The sequence below is a fragment of the Corallococcus macrosporus genome, from assembly GCF_017302985.1.
GTDB classification, from domain to species: Bacteria; Myxococcota; Myxococcia; order Myxococcales; family Myxococcaceae; genus Corallococcus; species Corallococcus macrosporus_A.
Window position 1 is genome coordinate 62,615 of the sequence record NZ_JAFIMU010000007.1, and the last position, 20,778, is coordinate 83,392.

The 20,778-nt window shown below is 68.9% G+C and carries 18 protein-coding genes and 1 tRNA gene; 6 read left to right on the forward strand and 13 right to left on the reverse strand.

Annotation, left to right across the window (positions count from 1 at the left end; all coding sequences use genetic code 11):
- Positions 1-7 precede the first annotated feature (7 nt).
- The 3 genes from JYK02_RS12505 to JYK02_RS12515 all read right to left on the reverse strand — a co-directional run bounded on the left by JYK02_RS12505 (position 8) and on the right by JYK02_RS12515 (position 3,527).
- Positions 8-1,171, reverse strand: coding sequence for a serine hydrolase domain-containing protein (locus JYK02_RS12505; protein WP_207051157.1), 1,164 nt, complete (start codon positions 1,169-1,171; stop codon positions 8-10).
- Positions 1,168-2,082, reverse strand: a complete 915-nt coding sequence (locus tag JYK02_RS12510) for a S66 peptidase family protein (RefSeq protein ID WP_207051158.1) — start codon at positions 2,080-2,082, stop codon at positions 1,168-1,170. Before JYK02_RS12510 ends, JYK02_RS12505 begins: the two co-directional genes overlap by 4 nt.
- 251 nt (positions 2,083-2,333) lie before the next feature.
- A complete protein-coding gene (locus JYK02_RS12515; protein WP_347402474.1) occupies positions 2,334-3,527 on the reverse strand; it encodes an RsmB/NOP family class I SAM-dependent RNA methyltransferase in 1,194 nt (397 codons plus the stop codon).
- Positions 3,528-3,668: 141 nt separating this feature from the next.
- Here JYK02_RS12515 and JYK02_RS12520 point away from each other — a divergent pair.
- Positions 3,669-3,741, forward strand: a tRNA-Asn gene (locus JYK02_RS12520).
- 252 nt (positions 3,742-3,993) lie between these two features.
- Here the strand turns inward: JYK02_RS12520 and JYK02_RS12525 are convergent.
- Positions 3,994-5,898, reverse strand: a complete 1,905-nt coding sequence (locus tag JYK02_RS12525) for a bifunctional metallophosphatase/5'-nucleotidase (protein ID WP_207051159.1) — start codon at positions 5,896-5,898, stop codon at positions 3,994-3,996.
- A gap of 490 nt (positions 5,899-6,388) precedes the next feature.
- Here JYK02_RS12525 and JYK02_RS12530 point away from each other — a divergent pair, with 490 nt between their 5' ends.
- Complete coding sequence (locus JYK02_RS12530; protein WP_242588718.1) at positions 6,389-9,208, forward strand: cell wall anchor protein; 2,820 nt, start codon at positions 6,389-6,391, stop codon at positions 9,206-9,208.
- Positions 9,209-9,457: 249 nt separating this feature from the next.
- Here the strand turns inward: JYK02_RS12530 and JYK02_RS12535 are convergent, their stop codons facing one another.
- From JYK02_RS12535 to JYK02_RS12545, 3 genes are all read right to left on the reverse strand, one after another.
- Positions 9,458-9,835, reverse strand: coding sequence for a hypothetical protein (locus JYK02_RS12535; protein WP_207051161.1), 378 nt, complete (start codon positions 9,833-9,835; stop codon positions 9,458-9,460).
- Positions 9,836-9,947: 112 nt separating this feature from the next.
- The gene (locus JYK02_RS12540) at positions 9,948-10,694 is read right to left on the reverse strand and encodes an SDR family oxidoreductase (protein ID WP_207051162.1); all 747 of its coding nucleotides are present in this window, start codon (positions 10,692-10,694) and stop codon (positions 9,948-9,950) included.
- Positions 10,695-10,735: 41 nt separating this feature from the next.
- Positions 10,736-11,041: a nuclear transport factor 2 family protein gene (locus JYK02_RS12545; protein WP_242588719.1), complete on the reverse strand. Its 306-nt coding sequence runs from the start codon at positions 11,039-11,041 to the stop codon at positions 10,736-10,738.
- Between the two features lie 86 nt (positions 11,042-11,127).
- On the opposite strand from JYK02_RS12545, the gene JYK02_RS12550 reads away from it, so the two are divergent.
- Complete coding sequence (locus JYK02_RS12550) at positions 11,128-12,030, forward strand: LysR family transcriptional regulator (RefSeq protein ID WP_207051164.1); 903 nt, start codon at positions 11,128-11,130, stop codon at positions 12,028-12,030.
- A 46-nt stretch (positions 12,031-12,076) separates the two neighbouring features.
- Here the strand turns inward: JYK02_RS12550 and JYK02_RS12555 are convergent, their stop codons facing one another.
- From JYK02_RS12555 to JYK02_RS12565, 3 genes are all read right to left on the reverse strand, one after another.
- The gene (locus JYK02_RS12555) at positions 12,077-12,943 is read right to left on the reverse strand and encodes a hypothetical protein (RefSeq protein WP_347402475.1); all 867 of its coding nucleotides are present in this window, start codon (positions 12,941-12,943) and stop codon (positions 12,077-12,079) included.
- A 74-nt stretch (positions 12,944-13,017) separates the two neighbouring features.
- On the reverse strand, positions 13,018-13,776 hold the full coding sequence (locus JYK02_RS12560) for a hypothetical protein (protein ID WP_207051166.1): 759 nt from the start codon (positions 13,774-13,776) through the stop codon (positions 13,018-13,020).
- Between the two features lie 10 nt (positions 13,777-13,786).
- Positions 13,787-14,980 (reverse strand): hypothetical protein, encoded by a 1,194-nt coding sequence (locus JYK02_RS12565; RefSeq protein WP_207051167.1) that lies wholly within the window; start codon positions 14,978-14,980, stop codon positions 13,787-13,789.
- A gap of 393 nt (positions 14,981-15,373) precedes the next feature.
- Here JYK02_RS12565 and JYK02_RS12570 point away from each other — a divergent pair, with 393 nt between their 5' ends.
- Positions 15,374-16,261: a hypothetical protein gene (locus JYK02_RS12570; RefSeq protein WP_207051168.1), complete on the forward strand. Its 888-nt coding sequence runs from the start codon at positions 15,374-15,376 to the stop codon at positions 16,259-16,261.
- Positions 16,262-16,296: 35 nt separating this feature from the next.
- On the opposite strand, the gene JYK02_RS12575 is transcribed toward JYK02_RS12570, so the two are convergent.
- Complete coding sequence (locus JYK02_RS12575) at positions 16,297-17,244, reverse strand: TolB family protein (protein WP_207051169.1); 948 nt, start codon at positions 17,242-17,244, stop codon at positions 16,297-16,299.
- Between the two features lie 154 nt (positions 17,245-17,398).
- On the opposite strand from JYK02_RS12575, the gene JYK02_RS12580 reads away from it, so the two are divergent.
- Entirely contained in the window at positions 17,399-18,286 is an 888-nt protein-coding gene (locus JYK02_RS12580) for a helix-turn-helix transcriptional regulator (protein WP_207051170.1), read from the forward strand.
- Positions 18,287-18,302: 16 nt separating this feature from the next.
- Here JYK02_RS12580 and JYK02_RS12585 read toward each other — a convergent pair whose 3' ends face one another.
- Together JYK02_RS12585 and JYK02_RS12590 are read right to left on the reverse strand one after the other, a co-directional pair.
- Entirely contained in the window at positions 18,303-18,986 is a 684-nt protein-coding gene (locus tag JYK02_RS12585; RefSeq protein ID WP_207051171.1) for an SdpI family protein, read from the reverse strand.
- Positions 18,983-19,270, reverse strand: coding sequence for an autorepressor SdpR family transcription factor (locus tag JYK02_RS12590; RefSeq protein ID WP_207051172.1), 288 nt, complete (start codon positions 19,268-19,270; stop codon positions 18,983-18,985). The genes JYK02_RS12585 and JYK02_RS12590 overlap by 4 nt, the downstream gene beginning before the upstream one ends.
- Before the next feature lie 166 nt (positions 19,271-19,436).
- Between JYK02_RS12590 and JYK02_RS12595 the strand changes: the two genes are divergently transcribed.
- On the forward strand, positions 19,437-20,774 hold the full coding sequence (locus tag JYK02_RS12595) for a PQQ-dependent sugar dehydrogenase (RefSeq protein WP_207051173.1): 1,338 nt from the start codon (positions 19,437-19,439) through the stop codon (positions 20,772-20,774).
- Positions 20,775-20,778: the final 4 nt, after the last annotated feature.

The window sequence follows — 20,778 nt, forward strand, 5'->3', positions numbered from 1 at the left end:
GGTTTCCTCAGGGGAGGACGTGGAGGTCGAGCGCCTCCACGACGAGCTCGTGGAAGGCGGGGCGGAAGTCGCGGATGCGCAGGTCCTGTCGGCCCTGGGCCACGCGGTTGGTGATGAGCGCGACGACGAGCGACCGCCTCAGGTCCACCCAGAGGCTGGTGCCGGTGAAGCCCAGGTGGCCCACCGCGCCCGGAGGCGTGTCGCCAATGAAGCGGCCCGCGCTGGAATGACCCTTCGACGGCGAGTCGAAGCCCATGGAGCGCGTGCTGCCCGCCACCAGCGGATCCGTGGCGAGCGCGCGGTGCCACAAGGGCCCCGGAGCAATCGCGGCATGCGTGCCCGCGGCGCCTTCCAGCACGGCCTGGCCGAAGCGGGCCACGTCCACGGCGGTGCCGAAGAGGCCCGCGTGTCCCGCGACGCCGTCCAGCACCCAGGCGTTGTCGTCGTCCACCTCACCGGGCCGGGACGGCTGCGACGGCACGTCCTTCCACAGCGACTCCTGGCCGGGCGCGGGCTCGCGCGGGCGCATGGCGCCGGTGGGCGCGGTGGCGCCGTCCGCGGGGAAGTCGGTGAGGCGGTGGAAGCGGGCCTTCAGGTCCAGCGGCTCCGCGATGTGGCGGTGGAAGAGCACGTCCAGCGGGGCGCCGCCAGCCCGGGCGAGGATGTCCCCCAGGAGGATGAAGCCCACGTCGCTGTACGCGGTCTTCGTGCGCACGGGCGCATCCAGCGGCGTGGCGGCGGCGGCGTGCAGCACCTCCGCGTGGACCTGCGCGCGAAGGCTCGCGGGGCACGCCGCGTCGAGCAGCTCCGGATGGGCCTTGAGGGCGTCCGCGAAGAACGGGACGAAGGGGGGCAGGCCGGAGCGGTGGTAGAGCAGGTCCGCGACGGTGACGCCCGCGTCGCCCGCGGGTGAGCCGGGGAAGTAGCGGGACACGAGCGTGTCCGGGCCCACCTTGCCCTCGGTCCACAGGCGCAGGAAGAGCGCGGTGGTGGAGAGGACCTTGGTGAGGGACGCGAGGTCGAAGCGCGTGTCGCCCTTCACGTTGCCGGCGACGCCGCCGAAGACCTGCACGCCCTTGTGGAGCACCACGGCCTGTGCGGCGGGGAAGATGCCCAGCTCCACGCCGTCATCCAGCACGGCCTGGAGGTTGGCGATGGGGTGCTGGTTCATCCGGGGCTCACCGCGCCTTCGAGGAACGTGAGGCGCGCGGCGTCCGCGTCCAGGCGCACCTGGGTGCCCAGGGCCACGGGGTAGTTGATGGCGCCATGGCCAATGGGGAAGCCCGCAGCGCAGGGAAGCTTCGCGTCCCGGGCCAGCTCGCGGAGCACGTCCGCGCTGGAGTAGTTCGCGTCCTTCTCCTCGCAGGCGGTGAAGTCGCCCAGGACGATGCCGCGCACGCGGGCGAAGACGCCGGCGAGCCGCAGGTGGGTCCACATGCGGTCGATGCGGTAGGGGCGCTCGGTGACGTCCTCCAGCAGGAGCACTGCGCCGTCGAGCGGCGGCATGTACGGCGTGCCCAGGAGCCGGGAGAAGACAGACAGGTTGCCGCCCACGAGGACGCCCTCGGCGGTGCCGGGGACGTAGGTGGCGTTGCCCGTGAGGGGCGGCGGGGCCTCCGAGGATTCAAGGAGGCGGAAGAGGTAGTCGTGGACCTGGGTGGACTGGCGGCCCAGCTGCGTGAGGACGGGCGCGTGGATGGAGACGCGGCGCAGTGCCTGGAGCGCGCAGTGGACGGACGTCAGGTCGGAGAAGCCGGTGAAGGCGACGGGGCCGGCCTTGTCGAGCGGCAGCTCCGGCAGCAGGCGCGCACTGCCATAGCCCCCCCGGGCGCAGAAGATGGCGCGCGAGGCCCGGTCGAGGAACGCGTGGGACAGCTCCTCCTGGCGGCGGGCGTCATCCCCCGCGAGGTAGCGGTGGGACGCGCCGATGTCGGGGCGGACCACCGGGCTGTAGCGCTCGGAGAGGATGCGCAGGCCGGCCTCGAAGGGGGCCTGTTCGAAGGGGCCCGCGGGGGCGACGACCTGCACCGTGTCCCGGGGGCGAAGCGGAAGGGGCTTGAGCCAACGCACGCAGCGCTTCATAGCACCCGGTGCCGGGGCGCCACGGTGTTTCAGGGAGCTGATGGCCCCAAGCGTTGAGTACCGCAGGCCGGAGGAACGAGGCCCCGTGGAGCGCTCGTCCGCCCGCCCGCCGCCGGAGCGGAGCCGCCCAACTGGTCCGACTGTCGGACCAGTTCGGAACCAGCCCGCCCAACCCCGCCGAGCTGCGTTCGAGCACCGCCGCGTCGCCGGAAACCTGTCCGACAGTCGGACAGGTTTGGAACCGGACCGCCCTACCCCTCTGAGCTGTGTTCAAGCACCGCCGCGAAGAACCCGTCCGTCCCGTGCCGGTGCGGGGTGACGAAGAGGAACCCGTCCTGGACACACGCGTCCGGAAGCCAACCGGCGCCCGGGGTGACGGCACGGAAGTCCGGGCGGGAGCGGAGGAAGTCCGCGACCACGTCCTGGTTCTCCGCGCGGTTGACGGTGCAGGTCGCGTAGACGACCCGGCCGCCGGGGCGCACCACGTCCCCGGCCCGGGCCAGGATGTCCCGCTGGACGACGGTATCCCGGGAGAGGACGTCCGGGCTGAGCCGGAAGCGGAGGTCCGGGCCCCGGCGCAGGGAGCCCAGCTCGGAACAGGGTACGTCCGCGAGGACGCGGTCGACGTTGAGCCCCGCCGACGGAGGCGTCCGCAGCACCTGGACGCGGGTGAGCCCGGCACGGGAGGCCCGTTGCTGGAGCCGGTCCAGCCGCTCCGCATCCGGGTCATAGGCGAGCAGCTTGCCCGAGTCGTTCATGGCCGCCCCCAACTGGAGCGTCTTCCCCCCTGCCCCGGCGCAGAGGTCCAGCACGGTCTCCCCGGGCCGGGCCTCCACGAGGAGCCCCAGGAGCTGGCTTCCCTCGTCCTGGACCTCGAACAGGCCCTCACGAAGAGAGGCCAGCCCATAAAGGTTGGGCCGGGGCCCGTCGACATGGAGGGACAGCGGGCTCCAGGAACCAGGGCGGGTCGCGACGCCCTCGGCAGCCAGGCGCGAGGCCAGGGCCTCACGGGAGATGCGGGCAGGATTCACCCGGAGCGTGATGGGGCCCGGCACGTTGAGGTGGGCGCAGAAGTCCTCCGCCTCCGGCCCCAGCTCCCGGGCGAAGTGGTCCGCGAGCCAGTCCGGCAGCGAGGCCCGGAGCGCCAGCGACGGAGGCGGCTCCATGCGCAGCGGCACCGGGGCCGGAAGCCCCGCCCACGACGCGGCCTCCGGAGCAGGAACGCCGACGAGGCCATGCAGGAGCGCGAAGAGGAGCTGGGACGGCAGAGCGTCCGGAGAGCCCAGCAGGAACCCCAGGCGGCGGCGCCAGAGGCCCACGTTGAAGACGGCTTCCTTCAGGGCCTGACGCCCGTCGCGGGACAGGTCGCGGTGGGCCCGCAGGGTCCGGTCGAGGACGCGCTCGGCGGGGTCCCCCGAGAGGACGCGGGCAAGCGCGTCAGACACGACGGGGCCCAGTCCCTCCAGAGCGGACCAGGGCTGCGAAGTAAGCCGGGAGATCGGATCGAACAGGACAGTTGACAGGGCAGGCTCGGTTCTCTAGAAGTCGCATCCGTCTCGGCAACGCACCGCCGCGACGGGACATATTCCCCGATAGCTCAGCTGGTAGAGCGGGTGACTGTTAATCACCATGTCCGTGGTTCGAGTCCACGTCGGGGAGCAAAAAAGAAGGCCCTGCCCTAATCCGGCAGGGCCTTTTTGCTTTTCTCGGCCCGCCGAGAATGTGCGTGCAGCGCTCCCCAAAGAGCATGGCTCGGCGAATCGAGTCCTCCCAAGCAGGCCGCCAGAAGTTCCGAGACAAATTCGGGTCGCATGCCCAATTCCTGGGGCAAGCGACCGGCAAGTAGCCCAGCCGAGCTGGGGCTGACAGCACACGAGCTGAAGAGCGTCGGAGGGGGTTCTCAACGCCCTGCTAGGGCAGCCTGGTGATGCGATTGAGCGCGGGGGCGGGCAAGGGGCTCGCCTGACTGCTGTGTGCCTTCAGGTATGCCTCCAGCGCGTCGCTGTCCACGGCGCCACCCAGCCGGTTCGTCCCCTCGGCGAACACCTGGAAGCCATCACCCCCACTCGCGAGGTAGTTGTTCGCGGTGACGCGGTAGTTCGCCGCCGGGTCCACCGTCACGCCGTTGATCCGGATGGACGCAGGGTCTACGCGGCTTCCGACGGGCGCCGACGCGCTGAACGCATAGGTGAAGCCCGCCGACGGAAGCAGCATGAGGGTGGCTCCCGACGGCCGCCACTGCCGCTCCAGCAGTTGCTCGATTTGCGCGCCCGTCAGCGTCAGGGTGACCAGGCCGTTGCCGAACGGCTGCGTCGTGAAGGCCTCGCCGTAGGTGACCTCGCCCTGGGCGATGTCCGCGCGCACGCCGCCCGGGTTCATGAAGGCCACCTGCGCCCCACCCAGGTTCGCGGGCTTCGTCGCCTCCAGATGCGAGTCCGCGATGACGAAGCCCAGGCTGGACTGGCCTACGGAGTCCGACTGTGTCCTGAGCGTTTGCGACACCCAGCCGATGACCCGGTTGGCCCTCGGCGTGACGAGTTCCTGGTACTTCGTCACCAACTCCTTCACCGCGCCGACCTCCTGCACGTCGCGAGTGACGATGATGTTGTTTGCTCGCGCCTCCACGACGTCGCCCGTCGCCTTGCTCAACGTCAGGTCGATGTCCGTGACGAGCTGCCCCATCGACGAGGCGCTCGTGACGACCTTGCCATCGATGACGCAGTTGTAGGCCTGATGCGTGTGGCCGCTGACGATGACATCCACCGCGGCGTTGAGGCCCTTGGCCACGCCCACGATGGCACCTGAGATGAGGCCGTCCGCACCCGCGCCCTTGCAATCGTTCACCAGCGAGCCCGAGGTCGGAATTCCGCCCTGGTGCACCACCACGATGATGGCTTCGATGCCCTGCCGCCGCAGCTCCGGCACCAGCGCGTTCACCGTCTGCACTTCGTCCTTGAAGGTGAGCCCCGCTACGCCCGTGGGGATGACGCTTTCCGGCGTGTCCTCCAACGTCATGCCGATGAAGGCCACCTTCACGCCCTCGAACTCGCGCACGTCGTAGCGGGGGAACAGTGTGCTGTCCACGCCCGTGGCCACGTTGGCCGCCAGGAACTTGAACTTCGCACCCCGGAAGCCATCCCCGTCCAGGCAGCCATCCACCGGGTGGCAGCCGCCCGACTGCATGCGCAACAGCTCCGTGCTGCCCTCGTCGAACTCGTGGTTGCCCACCGCGACCAGGTCCAGGCCAATCAGGTTCATCGCCTCGACGGTGGGCTCGTCGTGAAAGAGCCCCGACAGCAGCGGGGAGGCGCCAATGAGGTCTCCCGCCGCTACCACCACCGTGTTCGGATTGGCGGCCCGCAGGGCCGCGATGTGCCGGGCGAAGTACGTCACGCCGCCCGCGTTCACCCGCACCGGTCCACCGTCGGCGGCCACGCCCGCCAGAATCTGGCCCGCGGGCTCCTCGAGTTGCCCGTGGAAGTCATTGAACGCGAGCACCTGCACGCTCACCGTGGAGGGACCCGAGTCGGGCGTCCCTGAGTCGGGCGTCCCTGAGTCGGGCGTCCCCGCGTCCGTGCCGGAATCCGGGGGCGGCACCTGGACGGAATGCTGATCACAGCGCTTGTCCTCGCAGACCCACTCCGTGTTCGAAGCCGGCGGTCCCTTGTCTTCACGGCAGTCGGCGGCGTCCTGGCACTCGTCACCTCCGCAGCCGCCCTGGGCGAAGAGGAACATGCCGGTGACGAACGCTCCGGCGAGCAGGAAGACGCTGGGACGCGCGTCCAGAAGTGACGAGCGCGGTGTGGCTTGTGGCATCGACGGAACTCCACCGAACAGGGAGGGAGAACCTACTTCGGTTCGTAGACGATGGAGCGACTTCATGGCGGCACGGTGAAGCTCGCGCCCCGACGTCACGAGCCGGTCACAGCCACGGTCACGAGGCTTGCCTGGAGGCGCACCCCTCGGGGTGCCGGCCGCCCTTCGGCCCTCGCACCCTGCGCGGAAGTCCTTGGGCCTGGCGTTCTCCAAGGACTCCGCGTGACCGCATGGACAGGACTGCCACCTTCTTTCGATGACACCTGACGATCCCAACCATTTCACGGCAGCTTTCCCGTGCCATGACAGTGGATTGCGCTTCGCACTTCGGCGTTCTTCACATGGCTGATTCCCGGACCTCCAGTCCGGTGAGTCGACACCCGATCGAAACCCCATGACCCGATTCCGAAGTCTGTGGCTCGCGGCCGCCCTACTGCTGGCCGCCTGTGGAACGACTGAACTCGCGCAACCCGACGACGTACAGGATGCGATGACGGCCCAGGGCCTCTCCATGCTCTCCGTGCGAGGAACCACCAGCGCGAGCGGCCTGGCCACCACCACCCTCTCCATCCCCACCCCCGTCGGTACGGCCGCCGGAGATGTGCTGGTGATGCAGCTGAGCAATCGCGAGGCCGTCACCGCCGTCGCCACCCCACCCGCTGGCTGGACGCTGCTGCGCTCCGAGCAGAGCGCCTCGGCCATCAAGTCCTGGCTCTTCCTCCGCGTGGCCAGCGCGGCCGAGCCGAGCAGTCACACCTTCACCCTCGACCTCGCCAGCTCCATGGCGGCCACCCTGGTCGCTGTGTCGGGCGCGGATCCGCTCCAGCCGGTCGACGTGCACGTGGGCCAGAAGAATGGCAACAGCGCGAGCCTCGCGCTGCCCGTCGCCACCACGTCGTCCGCGAACGGCCTCGCAGTGTGGTTCTCGGCCCAGGTCTGGGGAGGCGCCGCGTGCCCCGCGGTCCACACTCCTCCGGCGGGCTTCACCGAGCAGCTCGACACCTGCCTCGTCTCGTCGTCGCTCGGCGTGCTGCACAGCGCCGCCACCTCGGAGCTCGGGGCCGCGGGTGCCCAGCCCGCCTTCACCGGCAGCTCCACGCTCCCCAACACCAACATCACGCACGCGGTGGTGCTGCGTCCCCGCCAGCCGCCGGCCACCGGGGAGATCACCCTCGTCGGCACCACGCACGCGAGCGGCAAGACGGTCACCAGCCTGACCCTCTCGACCCCTCCGGGCGTCGCCGCCGGTAACGTGCTGCTGGCGCACCTTGCGAACCGGAACCAGATTGGCGCCGAGTTCACCCCGCCTCCGGGTTGGACGCTGGTGCGCACCGACATGAGCACCTGGAGCATCCGCGGCTGGGTCTTCGTCCGCGTCGCCACCGCCAGCGAGCCCGCGAGCCACACGTTCCAGGGTTCCATCGCGAGCAACCTCGTCGGCAGCCTCGTGGCGTATGCCGGCGTCAATCCGGCCAACCCGATCGACACGCACGCCGGCAAGAGCAACAGCGGCTCGACGGCCTTCACGACGCCGCAACTGAGCACCACGACCGCGGGCGGGGCTGCCGTCTGGTTCGGCGCGCAGGCGTGGACCGGCGCCGCGTGTCCGGCCCCGGCGATCGAGCCTCCCGTGGGCTTCGCCGAGACCTACGACACCTGCCTGGTGTCCTCGTCCCAGGGCCTCGTCTTCAACGCCGCCTTCATGCCCCTCGCCGGTGCCGGCATCCAGGGACCGTTCAACGGGAGCTCGACGTTCGCCGAGACCAACGTCGCGCAGGTCGTCGCCCTTCGCCGCGCCGAGGTCGCACCGTCCTCGGGGGTCGCGTTGCGTGGGAGCTCGCGCCACAGCGGCCTGTCGCTCTCCTCGCTGTCGATCCCCAAGCCGGTGGGGACCGCGGCCAACGACGCACTCATCGCGCGGGTGACCGTGCGCAACAACATCTCCGCGACCGTCACGCCGCCCGCCGGCTGGACGTTCCTGCGCTCGGAGCAGAGCGCCTGGGCCATCCGCACCTGGATCTTCTACCGCGTCGCGAGCGCCTCCGAGCCCGCGAGCTACGCGTTCGGACTGGACGCGACCACCCACATGGCTGGGAGCGTGGAGGCCTTCAGCGGCGTCGATCCGGTCCAGCCCATCGACGTGCACGCAGGCCAGAAGAACGGCGACTCCGCGTCGTTCACCGTGCCCGACGTGGTGACCGGCAGCGCGGGTGGCCTCGCCGTCTGGTACGGCTCACAGGTCTGGCCGGACGCCACCTGCCCTGCCACCGGCATCGAGCCGCCGCTCGGCTTCACCGAGGCCTTCGACGCGTGCCTGGGTCACACCAACGGACTGCTCTTCAATGCGGCCTACCGGTCGCTCACCGCGCCGGGCCTCCAGACGGGCCTCTCCGGCAGCTCCGCGTTCGTGCAGACCAACACCGCGCACGTGATCGTCCTGCGCGCCGCCAACGCCCCCAGTTGCATGGTCGGCGACACGTACGCGAGCACCTTCACGCTCCAGGGCACCGTGACCGCGCCGGAAATCGTGGAGCCCTCGGGCCTGGCCGCGAGCCGCGTGGTCGGCAACGCGCTCTACGTGCACAACGAGGACACCACCGCGATCGTCGCGATCAACACCCTCAACGCGAGCACGATCGGCACGTTCAACGTGACCAACGTGACGCCGGCCGACTGGGAGGACCTCGCGACCGGGCCCTGCCCGAGCGGCTCGTGCATCTTCATCGGTGACATCGGGAAGTGGAGCGCCAACTTCCCTCCGGGTGGCACCCCCACGTCATTCACGATCTACCGCGTGCCCGAGCCGGATCTCGCCAACGGCCAGACCTCGGGGGGGCTCGTCGCCGAGGCCTTCCCGTTCGTCTATCCGGACGGCGCGAAGGACGCGGAGTCGCTGATGGTGCACCCCACCACCGGGGACATCTACGTCGTCACCAAGAACGGGGGCACGGGGCAGAGCGGCGTGTACAAGTTCCCCCGGCCGCTGACGCCGGGCGTGCAGGCCACGCTGATCCACGTCCACACGATCCAACTGCCGCTGAACGGAGACGCCAACTTCTCGGCCGCGACCGCGGCGGCGATCCATCCATGCGCGGATCGTTTCCTCCTTCGCACCTACCGCACTGTCTACGAGTTCCGTGCGACGCCGGGACTTGGCTTCGAGTCGGCCGTCTTCGCGACGCCCGTCACGCTGACCGACACCTCCGAGGGCCAGGGTGAGGCGCTCGAGTACGAGGCCAACGGCGCGAGCTACTTCACGATGAGCGAGAGCCCCTCCCCCTTCAGGCTCAAGCGCGTGCCCCTGCGGTAGGACCGCGTCGACACGCCGAGCAGCAAGGCCGGTCGTGGGGCACGTCCCCATGGCCGGCCTTGCTGTTCCGAGCTGGGAGCTCGCGCCAGGCGCCGCCGTTCACGCGGTCGTACACACGGCGTCCCGCCTGATGCCTCTCCCCGGAAGCGACGTGCGGCACGGAGGTCTACGCGTCAGACTCCTTGCGAACCTGCGGGGCAGCTGCGCCCGCTGCGAGCGAGTCCCCGCGATGGAGACGATGGAGCGGCTTCAGCCCGGACAGCGCGCGAAGGTCGCCGAGGCGGCCAAAGCTGAGCTGGAGCGACTCCAGGCTTCGACTTCGCGAGATTCCGTCGAGGTCCCGGATGCTGTTGCGGTCGTCAGGCCCGTGAGCCAGCGGACGCGGATCTGCATGCGGAGCTCAGCTGCACGGGGCCCGTTCGCGTCGCGAAAGCGCCGAAGCACCTCGATGACTCGCTGCTCGCGCACGTCCATGTCCTGCCAGTCGTCCTTGCCGCCCTCGAAGCGGAGCTGTCCCGGTGTGGCATGAACGACATCAAGGATGTTTCTGTTGGGCGCGGGGTCGTAGCGAACCGTCGCGAACAGTGCCTCATCGCTTTCCCCGACCCACCGTCCTGCGTCCCACATCGTGTGTCCCCCTGGCGGCAGTGTACCTGGGACAGCCGGGCGTGGATGACGAGGGCCCGCTCCTGCTCCGGTGCGGGAGGTCGTCCCCGCACCGGAGTTTTTCCGCGGCCTGCTAGCTCACGGGCACCGTCCCGCCGTCGATCACGTACTCCGCCCCGGTGATCGCGCTCGCCCGGTCCGAGACGAGAAACCCGATCAGCTCGGCGACCTCGGCCGGACGCGCGGGGCGCCCGAGAGGAATTCCGCCGAGCGAGCGCATCACGAGTTCCTTCGCGCCCGCCTCGTCGGTGCCGTTCTTCGCCGCGATCTCGCTCATGAATCCGACGGAGGCCTCGGTCTCGACCCAGCCCGGCGACACGCGATTCACGCGCACGCCCTGCGGCGCGACCTCCTTCGAGAGGGCCTTGCTGTAGTTCGAGAGTGCGGCCTTGGCCGAGGCGTACGCGGTCGTCGCTTCATGAAGCGGCATCTGCCGCTGGATCGACGTCACGTGCACGACCGCGCCGGTCCGGCGCTCGCGCATTCCAGTGACTAGTGCCCGGTCGAGACGCACCGCCGCCATCAGGTTCAGGTCGATCGTCTTCTGCCACGCGTCGTCGTCGAGGACGGAGAAGCCGCCCGCCGGCGCCGACGTTCCCCCCACGACGTGCACCAGGATGTCCACGGCTCCGGCGGCCTTGACGACGCGCGCGCAGCCCTCGGCCGTGGCGACATCGGCGGCGATGAAGCCCTCGCCCGTTCCCTCCCGCGCGGTCGTCAGTACCGTCGCGCCGGCCGCGCGCAGCCATGTGACCACCGCCTTGCCGATGCCCTTCGTCCCGCCCGTCACGAGCGCGCGCTTACCCTCTAGCTCTCTCATCACGTCATCTCCTTCCGCAGGGTTGAAATGGGCACCGCGGCTCACGCGCCGATGCTCAAGGCCGCGATCCGATCGCCCTTCATCCGGAACGCGAACGTGAGCGTGATGGGACTGCCGGGAAACCGGCCCGTCACCTTCGCGCGAACCTCGCAGGCATCGTCCTTCGCGTTCACTTCGATCGGCTGCGCGACGGCCTGATACTTCGCCTGGGAGTCACGCCACCATGCGTCGATGGCCGCATGCCCGACATGCCGATGTCCCTCATCCTCGACAACGGCATCGGGCGCGAAGGCGTGGAGCGGCGTGGCACTGCCCGCGTCGAAATAGGCTCGAATGGATGGGTGCATTGTCATGACCCAAGAGGTAAGCCCTCGCGATTGCGCGCTCAACAGGGACAAACCAGGATGCGGCATCCCGAATTAGAGGACTATCGATGTATCAACCCGGACTGAATGATCTCGATGCCGTCCTCGCCGTCGCTCGCAGGAGCTCGTTTCGCGGCGCTGCCCTCGATCTCGGGATGTCGACGACGGCGATGAGCAGCGCGATCGCGAAGCTCGAAGCACATCTGGGCGTCCGCCTCTTCAACCGCACGACGCGCAGCGTCTCGCTGACCGACGCCGGCAGAGCGTTCGTCGAACAGGTGGCTCCGGGACTCGAGGACATCCGCGGCGCGATGGACGCGGCTCGCTCCCAGCAGGCGAAGCCGTCCGGCATGCTGCGCATCAACACCTTCGCGACAGCGGCGCGCGAGATCCTCGCGCCACTGGTGCTGGAGTACCTCCGCCGCCATCCGGACGTGCATATCGACGTCGTGACCGAAGGCCGGCTGGTCGACGTCGTCGCCGAGGGGTTCGACTTCGGCGTGCGGATGGCGAACCTCGTGCCCACCGACATGATTGCCATTCCGCTGGGAGCGCCCCAACGCCATGCCATCGTCGCTTCGCCGGCGTACCTGAAGAAGCACGGTCGGCCGCGCGTCCCCTCGGACCTCTTCCGTCACCGGTGTATCCGGGTGCGCTTGCCGAACGGCAGCCTCTTCCGGTGGGAGTTCCGTAAGCGGGGGCAGACGGCCCTGATCGATGTGACGGGGCCCCTCACGCTGGACGAGGCCAGCCTCTCGCGGATCGCAGTCCTGGAGGGCATCGGACTCGGCTTCTTCATGGAGCCGGACGTGCGAGGCGACATCGAAGCGGGACGCCTCGTTCGCGTGCTCGAGGACTGGACACCCGAGCTCGCTCGGCTCTGCCTCTACTACCCTGGCCGGCGCAATGCCTCGGCCGCTCACACGGCGTTCGTCGCACTGGCCCGCGAAGTCGCGGTCGCTCGCAAATGAGGCTCGCCGTAGGCAACTGGCAAGGGGCTCAACGGAATCCCGGTCACTACGACGACGCGTCCTCCGAGCCGAAGTCGCGGGCCCAGTGTGCCCTCAGGATTCGCGCGAAGCTCTCACGCTGCCTCGCGCCGGAACGACGCAGCGAATCTTGCGAGGAGATCCAGAACGCGTTGAACCGCTTCGGGTCCTCGAGCAGCACCTCCGCGAGCGCCTCGAGGAAGTGCCGGACACGCTCCGGCTCCCGTCTCGCGGAGGGCGGCACGAGATTCCATTCCTGCTCCACCACGTTGGAGATGACTCCGTCCTCGAAGGTGACCACCATGAAGAGGATGGAGAGCGACTCGTCGGGCCCCTGCTGGGTGTCCACCCATTGGAGGCGCGTGGAGTCGGTCTCGCGCACCGCCTCGAGCGGCGGCAGGCCCTCGAGACAGTCCTTCAGCGCCCGGGCCGAGAGCGCCTCTCCAGGAAGGAACGGCTCCGTGACGGTCTCCTCGGGATGGAGATCGAGCGCCGGCAGGTCGGGCGAGCCCGTGGATGAGAAGTTCACCGAGCTGAGCCGTCTGCCTTCACCTCCGACGTGGGTGGTGAACACGTCGAGCCGACGTGCCTCCACATCGAAGACATAGACATAGGCCACGGCACCGGTCTCCTCCGGTGCGACGCGCAGTCCCGGCTCCTGCTCCGAGAAGCGTTGGCCCTCCGGCTTCTCGGGGCCCGGCATGCAGAGCGACCAGCCCCAGGGGGCCTCATCGATGAGCTGGCGCACCACGGCCCCCAGGTCCCCCTGCGCGCGCTGCGCGCGGTACAGAAGGTGTTGCCCGAGGCCGGTGGGGTAGCCATCCCAGTGGTGATAGACCCCACGCCAGGGCCGCTCTGAGACGTGCTCGGGGATGCCCGAGCCCGACGTGTACACAGCGATTGCTCCGGGAGTCGACATGAGATGGAGAGTGTAGTGTCTCCACGCTCCTACCGAAACAGGCTCCAAGCTCAGCGGAGGGCCTTCTCCAGCTCCTCGCGGCTGAAGTCCCTGGAGAGGTTGTTCGGGTCCCAGAGGTCGGCCAGCTCGACGATGGCCGGCAGCAGTGCCTGGATGCGGTCCTTGAGCCTGGCGCGCACGTGCTCCTTGAACCGCTGGTTCTTCACGCGGGCCAGCTCGCGCACCTCTTCCGGGACGCGGTTGACCAGGTCGTCCAGGGGGCGCAGGCCCCGCTCGAGCGCGCTGTCGGCCTCGCTCTGGAGGTTGCCCGGCAGCGCCTTGAGCTTGCCGGCGGCGTCCTTGCGAGTGATTTCCTCGAGGTGCTGACAGAAGAGGTAGGACTCCGCGAGCTGCTCGAGGGTCTCGCTCCCCAGGGACTGGACGAAGATGCCGACGAGCAGGTCGTCGTGGAGCTGGGGCGTCTGCACCTTGGCCAGGGAGTCGAAGAAGGCCATCTCGTGCTCCAGCGCCTGGTACCAGAAGAGCTGGAGGGCGGGCGAGAGCATGTGGTCCTTGGCGGCATCACCAAAGGCGCGGCTGATGTCGGCCGTGGCCGTGGCGCAGCGCTCCTGCCACTTGCGCGGCGTCCCCAGATTGCCGGCGCTGGTGCGCTCGCTGGCGTCGAGCATGGCCGACAGGGCTTGATCGGCCGCGTTTCCAACCTTCACGATGGCGTCGCTCAAAGCGCGCTTCACCGTGTCGGGGGCGCCCTCGGAGGCGCGGTTCAACTGCTCGTTGAGTTCAGAGACGCGGCTCGAATACCAGCCCATGGAGTGCTCCTTACAGGCGCTGCTCGCTGGTGATGCGCCAGGGGCCACCGTTGCGGCGTTGCACCGTCCAGCGCCGACGCACGTCGACTGACTTGAAAGTGCGGGTCTGGCCCTCGAAGAGGCCGACGTGGTCCAGCTCCAACTCGACCTCCTCGACGCGCGGCAGGCCCGGAGCCTCGTCGCCCCGGATGACGACCCGTACATCGCCCATCCAGCGCACCCGCGCGTCGAGCACCTTGTTGAGCAGGAGTTGCCGCGAGCGCACCCACTCGCTGTCGCGGCCGTTCCAGGTCCAGACCGGGTAGTAGATGGGCCGGTCGGCGTCTGGCACGGCGCGCCAGTCCGCGAAGAGGCCGTTCCAGGTCTCCTGGTCACCGCGCTTCACGGCCGAAATCATCGCGGTGAGGACCTCGCGCGGGCTCGCGTCGTCGGCCGGAGCGCCGAAGCGCTCCTGGCGGAGCGTCTCCTCTCCAGCGAAGCGCGGTCCGCCCTCGCTCGGGTCGCTGACGTCGACGCAGACCACGCCGCCGACCAGGGCGGCGACGGGCTCCACCTCCAGGCCGGCGGCGGTGCGGCCCGAGCCCGCGAGCAGGCGGGGGTCCGGAAGGATGCGGCCGAGCACGGCGATGTCGAGCCTCACCGACGGGGCCACGCGCTTCTGGTAGCGCTGCATGGCGGAGAAGACCTTGTTCATGGCCGGGGTGCTGGCGGGGCAGAAGACCCAGGCGCCGGACTGGTTCCAGGCCAGGTAGTTCTTGCCCATGTCGACCAGCCACTCGCGCTGCGTCAGCGTCGGCAGTGAGACCAGCTTGCCAGTCACCGCCGAGCGGTCACCCCGGAAGGGGTCGATGACGGGGAAGGCGCCGAGTGTCTCCCCTGCACGCGCCTCCAGCAGCACCTTCCACGCCGCCGCGGCCTGGAGGCCGATGGCCTTCACCTGCTCCTCGCCCCGGGTGCGGAACTCGAGGGCATCCGCCGGGAGCGTGACGAGGTCTCCATCGAGACAGGCACGCACCGTCTCCCAGTCCTCGCGCATCGCCGTCGCGAAGGGGCCGGGATGATGCTCGACGAGGAAGTCGACGCGGGCCTTGTGTCCGAGGTGATTCGCGAGCTCCGCGCGCGTCCCTCGCGAGGTGCGCCAGGCGCCGAAGGTGCTGTCGAGCAGGCGCTCCCAGTCGAAGACGCGCTTCTCGAGCCATGACATCCAGGTCTCCGACAGGCTGCCCGTCGACAGCGATGACCCGGTCGCCCACGCGCAGTCCCGAACCGCGGAAGCCGCTGTCCCAGGAGATCCACGCCACGTGGAGGTGGGGCGTCAGGGCGTCGAAGCGCGCGTCGAGCTTGAGGCCGCTGCGCAGGCCAGCTTGGAGGTATTCCTTCTCAGCGCCACGAGGGTTCATGAAGGCGCTCCTGCCCTGAATCCCCGCCCCCTGCGGAGATGAGGCATCAATCTCTATCTCGCGGGCCTCGGCGCTTCGAGGAAGGGGGACGCCGGAGCACCTTAAAGGGACCACATCCTCAGCGAGGGCAGAGGCTTCGCAAAAAATCGCTATTCGTGGTAGTCCTGGACTCCAATTTCTTCGGGAGTTTTGAAACAATGAAGAAGTGGACTCGCTCTCTGGTAGCCCTGGTTGGGTCGTGCCTTGGCCTTGTGTCGAGCACGGCCGCCGCGCAGCAGGCCGTCCTCACGGATGCGTCTGGGAAAATCCAGATCGGCATCTTCCACAAGGATTCGGAGCAGGCCGCCCAACCCATTGTCACCATTCCCGTAGGCGGGGATTGGGTGGTCATTGGCGGCGGTGGGTTCACCGACTGGCTGGGATACAATGGTTACGGGAGCCTGCTGACCGCATCCTACCCCGACCCGTATTTCTCTTCATGGACGGTACGGGCGAAGGACCACATCTACTCGAACCCGGCTGTCATTCGCGGGTATGCCATTGGGATGAGGGTGAGTGGTCTATCGCGCCAGCAACTCCTGGAGCACGTGAAGCTGAACTCGGTGGCAAGCGCCTACTCCGGCACTCCGAGCGCCACGGCCTACGTCGACAGCGGCTACACACTGCTGGGATGCGCCTTCCAGATTCAGTACAGCAGCGCGGGAAACATGGCCGTGGACGCTTATCCCTCGAACTCGAGCAGTTGCTACGCATCAGGCAAGGACCACCAGATTTTCGATGTGTCGATGATGTTCGTGTCCACCATTGGCATCCGCACCACCATTCCTGGCGTGGGCAACATCATCAACACCCTCCAGAGCGCGCTTTCCACAGCCAGCTATCCTCCCATGGCGACCGCGAAGGTGCCGGACGGCTTCGTGGTGACGGGCGGCGGCGCGGACATCACCTCCTCCGGAGCAGGCCATCTGCTCTGGATGAACAGGCCGCTGGTGAGCAATAGCTGGACCGTTGGCTCCAAGTGGCATGCGGTCACGGATACCTCCGGCTACGTCCGGGCCTTCGCCATCGGTGTGAAGGTGCAGTAGCCCTTCAGCCCTTGCGCTTCGTGGCGCGCTGGCGCTCACAACCCCAGCACGGACATGGGGAGCCGGTAGATGTCGCCTGTTCCCCGGCCGATTCCTTCGAGTGACGCGTCATTCCTGGGAGTGTCGAAGCGCGTGCCCACGGGGCCCGTGAAGGGCCGGTTGCTGCTGAAGTAGAGCCACTGGCCGTCCGGCGAGACGCTCTGGTTGAAGTCTCGCGCCGGGGAGTTGATGCCCTCGCAGAGGTGCTGGGCCGGCTCCCAGCCCCCGGGCCCCCTGCGGCTGACGTACAGGTCGTAGCTGCCGCGGCTGTCCGCGCGATTCAGGGCGCTGAAGAGGAGGAAGCGCCCGTCGGGGGCAATCCAGGGCTCGACCTCTGGGCCTTTCGTGTTGATGGCGTCCCCAAGATTCTCGGGAGGCTGGTGGACGCCCCCCACGAGGCGGGACACCCAGAGGTCGCTCCCCCCGTGGCCCCCTGGCCTGTCCGCGCCGAAGTACAGGTCTCCGTTCGCGGCCACCGAGGGGGACCACTCGTCCCGGGTCGCGTCGCTCACCGGCTCGGGGACCCGGCGGGCCTCGCTCCATTCGCCGTCCGCCTGGAGCGAGGCGGTCCAGACGTCGAACGTCGCGCGGGCCGCGGTCCCCTCCTCTCCCGGGTTGGGACGGTTGGAGATGAAGAAGACCGCGCGGCCGTCGGGCGTGAAGTGTGGATCCGCGTCGCTCCATCCGGAAGCGAAGCGCGGCTTCACGGGAGGGGACCAGCTCCCGTCCGTGCCGAGCCGGGTCTCGTAGAGCGTGTAGTGCTCGAAGCCGTCATCCGCGCGGCCGAAGACCACGCGCCGCTGGTCGGGCGTGAACGCGAGGAAGAAGTCCCACGCGCCCGTGGTGAAGAGGCCCGCGCCGTAGAGCTCGGGGACGCAGTGCGTGGCGGGGGCTCCGGTCCCGGCATTGGTGGTCCGGCAGCCCGCCAGTCCGACGCAGAGCATCAGCGAGAGGCTCCACGCACGGGTGCACACGGGGGACTGCCGGGACGAAGCGGAACGAGAAGGTTCGTGCATGGGACGGTGGCTCCAGGGGATGCCGCGATGCGGCCAGCGCAAGCGACTCCAGCTCGATGAGTCGTGGCAGTAGCATCCGTGCATGGCGCGAAACTTGGGGAATGTTGCGACGGTCCCGCTCCCGGTCCGGCCGTGCGGCTTCCACGAACTGATCCGTGACGAGGCATGGGGCGCCCGGGATTGCGTCTGCGCGCTGGGCATCCGCGCTCGCCGCTCCCAGGGGGCCCACCCTCGCGCACGGATCGCGGTCATCCTCTCCGGCACCTTCCAGGCGCGGTCGAGCCAGGGCGAGATGCTGGTGGGACCGGGGGCGTTCCTGCTCGGGAACGCGGCGGCGGAATACGAGTACCGCCATGTCGATGACGGCGGGGACCGCTCGCTCGTCTTTGATTATTCGGAGGCGCAGCTGGAAGAAGTGGGCCGCTCGCTCGGCGTTCACGTCCGCGGTGCGAGGTCCTTTGGTCGGGTCGCGGTGCCTGCCGCACCCGGGTCGGTGCGGGCCGTGGCGCTCGCGCACGAGGCCCTTTGGGACGGTGGACGCGAGGCGTTGCGTGAGGCGGCCCTGCTCGGCGCGGAGGTCGTCCTGTCCGAGCAGAACGGAGGAAGGCATTGCGTGGCGGAGCCCTCCGCGACGCAGGTCCGGCAGGTCGCCCGGATGCTCCGCTACATCGAAGCCCACAGCGCGGGGGATTGCTCGCTCGATGCGCTGGCCGCGCTCGCGGGGCTGAGCCGCTTCCACTTCCTGCGCATCTTCCAGAAACAGACCGGCCAGACACCCCGCCAGTACGTCATCGCCACCCGGCTGCGGGTCGCCGCCACCACGCTTCGGACGACCCGCCTGCCCGTCACCCAGGTCTCACTCGATGCCGGCTTCGGGGACCTGTCCCACTTCACGACGCGCTTCACACAAGCCTTCGGTGCATCGCCTCGCGCGTACCGGCTCCGGCACCTGCCCCGTGCCGCGCATTGAGGCTGGGAGCGCTGCTTCACACGGGGCCATGTGAGCCCGCGTCGTCCGTCGGGCCGTGCGTGTCCCCATGGATGCGGCGGTAGAGGAAGTACGAATAGAGCACCGGAGCCGCCGCCGCGACGGCGACCGCCGCGATCACGGGGACCGGCCCTCCACCGAGCAGCCCCGACACGAGGACGATGACTCCCGCGAGGACGAAGAGCCTTCCTCCCAGGCGATGCGTGCGCAGCCAGACCTCGTCACTCGCGAGCGTCCAGGGCGTCCGGATTCCGCAGAAGAAGTTCTTGGTGAATTTCCCCATGTAGTTGCCCAGCACCACGAGGAGCAGGCCCGTGGCCACGGGAACCACACGCTCCATCGGCACGGCAACGCCGATGCCCGCGAGCAGGACCAGGGCGTTGATCAGGAACAGGAACGCGACCAGCACCGCCTGGATGCCCTCGAAGATGCCCTGGAACCTCGCCACGCCGTAGCCCCTGGGCGAGATGCGCGGCACGGCCACCAGGACCAGGTACACGGCAGCCGTCACCAGCGGCAGGACGAAGGGTCCCCAGGGCTTGGGCGTGTACCCATCCACCACGCCCTCGGCATTCCAATGCGTGGGGATCGACTCCGGCAACTGGCCGTAGAGCATGAAGGCCATCGCGAACGACGCGACGACCCATCCCAGACTCACTGCATGGGCTCGGCGGATGCTCATGACTGCCCTCCATTCCTCTTGTCGACCTTGAAGAGATCGAGAAGGACTGCCGCGACGTCCTCGAACACGGTCGTATTGAGCGAGTAGACGATCTGCTGTCCGCGGCGCTCGCAGCGCACCAGGTCCGCGGCCTTGAGGATGTTGAAGTGATGCGACAGCGACCCCTTCGTGATGTCGAAGGCCTCGGCGAGCTCTCCCGCTGACTTCGAGCCGCCCTGCAGGAGCTTGAGCACCTTGCGCCGGGTGGGGTCTGAAATGGCCTTGAAGACCTCCTGCGTCCGCATCACGACCTTTCGATATTTTTATAAACTTCAAAATAACGACCGAGACGCTCCTGTCAAGGGGACTGCCTGGGAGCCGGAATTCGGGAGAATTGCCCTGGCGCATCCTTCCCAGGTGCTTCAAAGAACGTGATGTTGCCTCCCCCCTTCCCCCCCTGGAGTGAGTCGCATGCGCAGCCTGTCAGTCCCCCTCCTCGTCGCCACCCTCCTCGTCGGTTGCCAGGACGATCCAGAACCCACGCCCCCGGACTCGGGCGTCTCGCAGCAGCAGGACTCGGGCGTCTCGCAGCAGCAGGACTCAGGCGTCCCGGAGAACGACGCGGGTGTCCCGGAGACCGACGCGGGCATCCCGGAGGATCCGCTCCCCAGCGGTCCCCCGGTTCCGCAGGGCCCGCCCAACGTGCCCGAGTTCCAGCCGGCCTTCCCGGGGCAGACGCGCGTCCCCGCCATCCAGACGAAGACGGCCCTCCAGGTCACGGAGCTTGCCTCGGGCTTCAGGAACCCCTGGGCCATCGCCTTCCTGCCGGACCAGCGCATGCTGGTGACGGAGAAGCCCACCGGCTCGCTCTACATCGTCACGCAGCAGGGCGCGAAGTCCTCCGCCGTCAAAGGCCTGCCCGCCGTGGACGGACGTGAGCAGGGCGGCCTGCTCGACGTGGAGGTGGGCCCGGACTACGCCCAGAGCGGGCTCATCTACTGGACCTACTCCGAGCCCCGTCAGGGCGGCAACGGGCTGGCGGTGGCGCGCGGGCGGCTGGTGGATGGAGCGCAGCCTGCCGTGGAGGGCGTCCAGGTCATCTTCCGCATGATGCCCACGCTCGAGTCGACGCTGCACTTCGGGGGACGGATGGTGTTCACCCCGGACGGCAAGCTGTTCGTGACGCTCGGGGAGCGCTCCATCACCGCGGGCCGCGCGCAGGCCCAGGACGTGAAGAGCCACCTCGGCAAGGTGGTCCGCATCAACCCGGACGGCACCGTGCCCCAGGACAATCCCTACCGGAACAACCCGGAGGCGAAGCCGGAGCTCTGGTCCATCGGTCACCGCAACGTCCAGTCCGCGGCGCTCGACAGCCAGAACCGGCTGTGGACGGTGGAGATGGGACCGCAGGGCGGTGACGAGTTGAACCGCCCCGAGGCAGGCAAGGACTACGGCTGGCCCACCATCGGGTACGGCGAGGAGTACTCCGGCTTGCCCATCCACCAGAGCACCCAGGCGCCGGGCATGGAGCAGCCCGTGTACTACTGGGACCCGGTGATTGCCCCCTCGGGGATGACCATCTACTCCGGGACCCTGTTCCCCGAGTGGCGCGACAACATCTTCATCGGCGGCCTGGCCGCGAAGGCGCTGGTGCGGCTCATGGTGCGCAACGACCGCGTGGTGGGCGAGGAGCACCTCCTCAAGAACCTGAACGCGCGCATCCGCGAGGTGGTGCAGGGCCCCGACGGCGCCCTCTACCTGCTCACCGACGCCACCAACGGCAAGGTGCTCAAGGTCACGCCGAAGTGAAGCA

Bases quoted from the DNA above. Each gene is read 5' to 3' on its own strand.
- JYK02_RS12505 (WP_207051157.1), bottom strand. From the start codon at position 1,171: ATGAACCAGCACCCCATCGCCAACCTCCAGGCCGTGCTGGATGACGGC.
- JYK02_RS12510 (WP_207051158.1), bottom strand. From the start codon at position 2,082: ATGAAGCGCTGCGTGCGTTGGCTCAAGCCCCTTCCGCTTCGCCCCCGG.
- JYK02_RS12525 (WP_207051159.1), bottom strand. From the start codon at position 5,898: ATGCCACAAGCCACACCGCGCTCGTCACTTCTGGACGCGCGTCCCAGC.
- JYK02_RS12530 (WP_242588718.1), top strand. From the start codon at position 6,389: ATGACGGCCCAGGGCCTCTCCATGCTCTCCGTGCGAGGAACCACCAGC.
- JYK02_RS12535 (WP_207051161.1), bottom strand. From the start codon at position 9,835: ATGTGGGACGCAGGACGGTGGGTCGGGGAAAGCGATGAGGCACTGTTC.
- JYK02_RS12540 (WP_207051162.1), bottom strand. From the start codon at position 10,694: ATGAGAGAGCTAGAGGGTAAGCGCGCGCTCGTGACGGGCGGGACGAAG.
- JYK02_RS12545 (WP_242588719.1), bottom strand. From the start codon at position 11,041: ATGCACCCATCCATTCGAGCCTATTTCGACGCGGGCAGTGCCACGCCG.
- JYK02_RS12550 (WP_207051164.1), top strand. From the start codon at position 11,128: ATGTATCAACCCGGACTGAATGATCTCGATGCCGTCCTCGCCGTCGCT.
- JYK02_RS12560 (WP_207051166.1), bottom strand. From the start codon at position 13,776: ATGGGCTGGTATTCGAGCCGCGTCTCTGAACTCAACGAGCAGTTGAAC.
- JYK02_RS12565 (WP_207051167.1), bottom strand. From the start codon at position 14,980: ATGTCATGGCTCGAGAAGCGCGTCTTCGACTGGGAGCGCCTGCTCGAC.
- JYK02_RS12570 (WP_207051168.1), top strand. From the start codon at position 15,374: ATGAAGAAGTGGACTCGCTCTCTGGTAGCCCTGGTTGGGTCGTGCCTT.
- JYK02_RS12575 (WP_207051169.1), bottom strand. From the start codon at position 17,244: ATGCTCTGCGTCGGACTGGCGGGCTGCCGGACCACCAATGCCGGGACC.
- JYK02_RS12580 (WP_207051170.1), top strand. From the start codon at position 17,399: ATGGCGCGAAACTTGGGGAATGTTGCGACGGTCCCGCTCCCGGTCCGG.
- JYK02_RS12585 (WP_207051171.1), bottom strand. From the start codon at position 18,986: ATGAGCATCCGCCGAGCCCATGCAGTGAGTCTGGGATGGGTCGTCGCG.
- JYK02_RS12590 (WP_207051172.1), bottom strand. From the start codon at position 19,270: ATGCGGACGCAGGAGGTCTTCAAGGCCATTTCAGACCCCACCCGGCGC.
- JYK02_RS12595 (WP_207051173.1), top strand. From the start codon at position 19,437: ATGCGCAGCCTGTCAGTCCCCCTCCTCGTCGCCACCCTCCTCGTCGGT.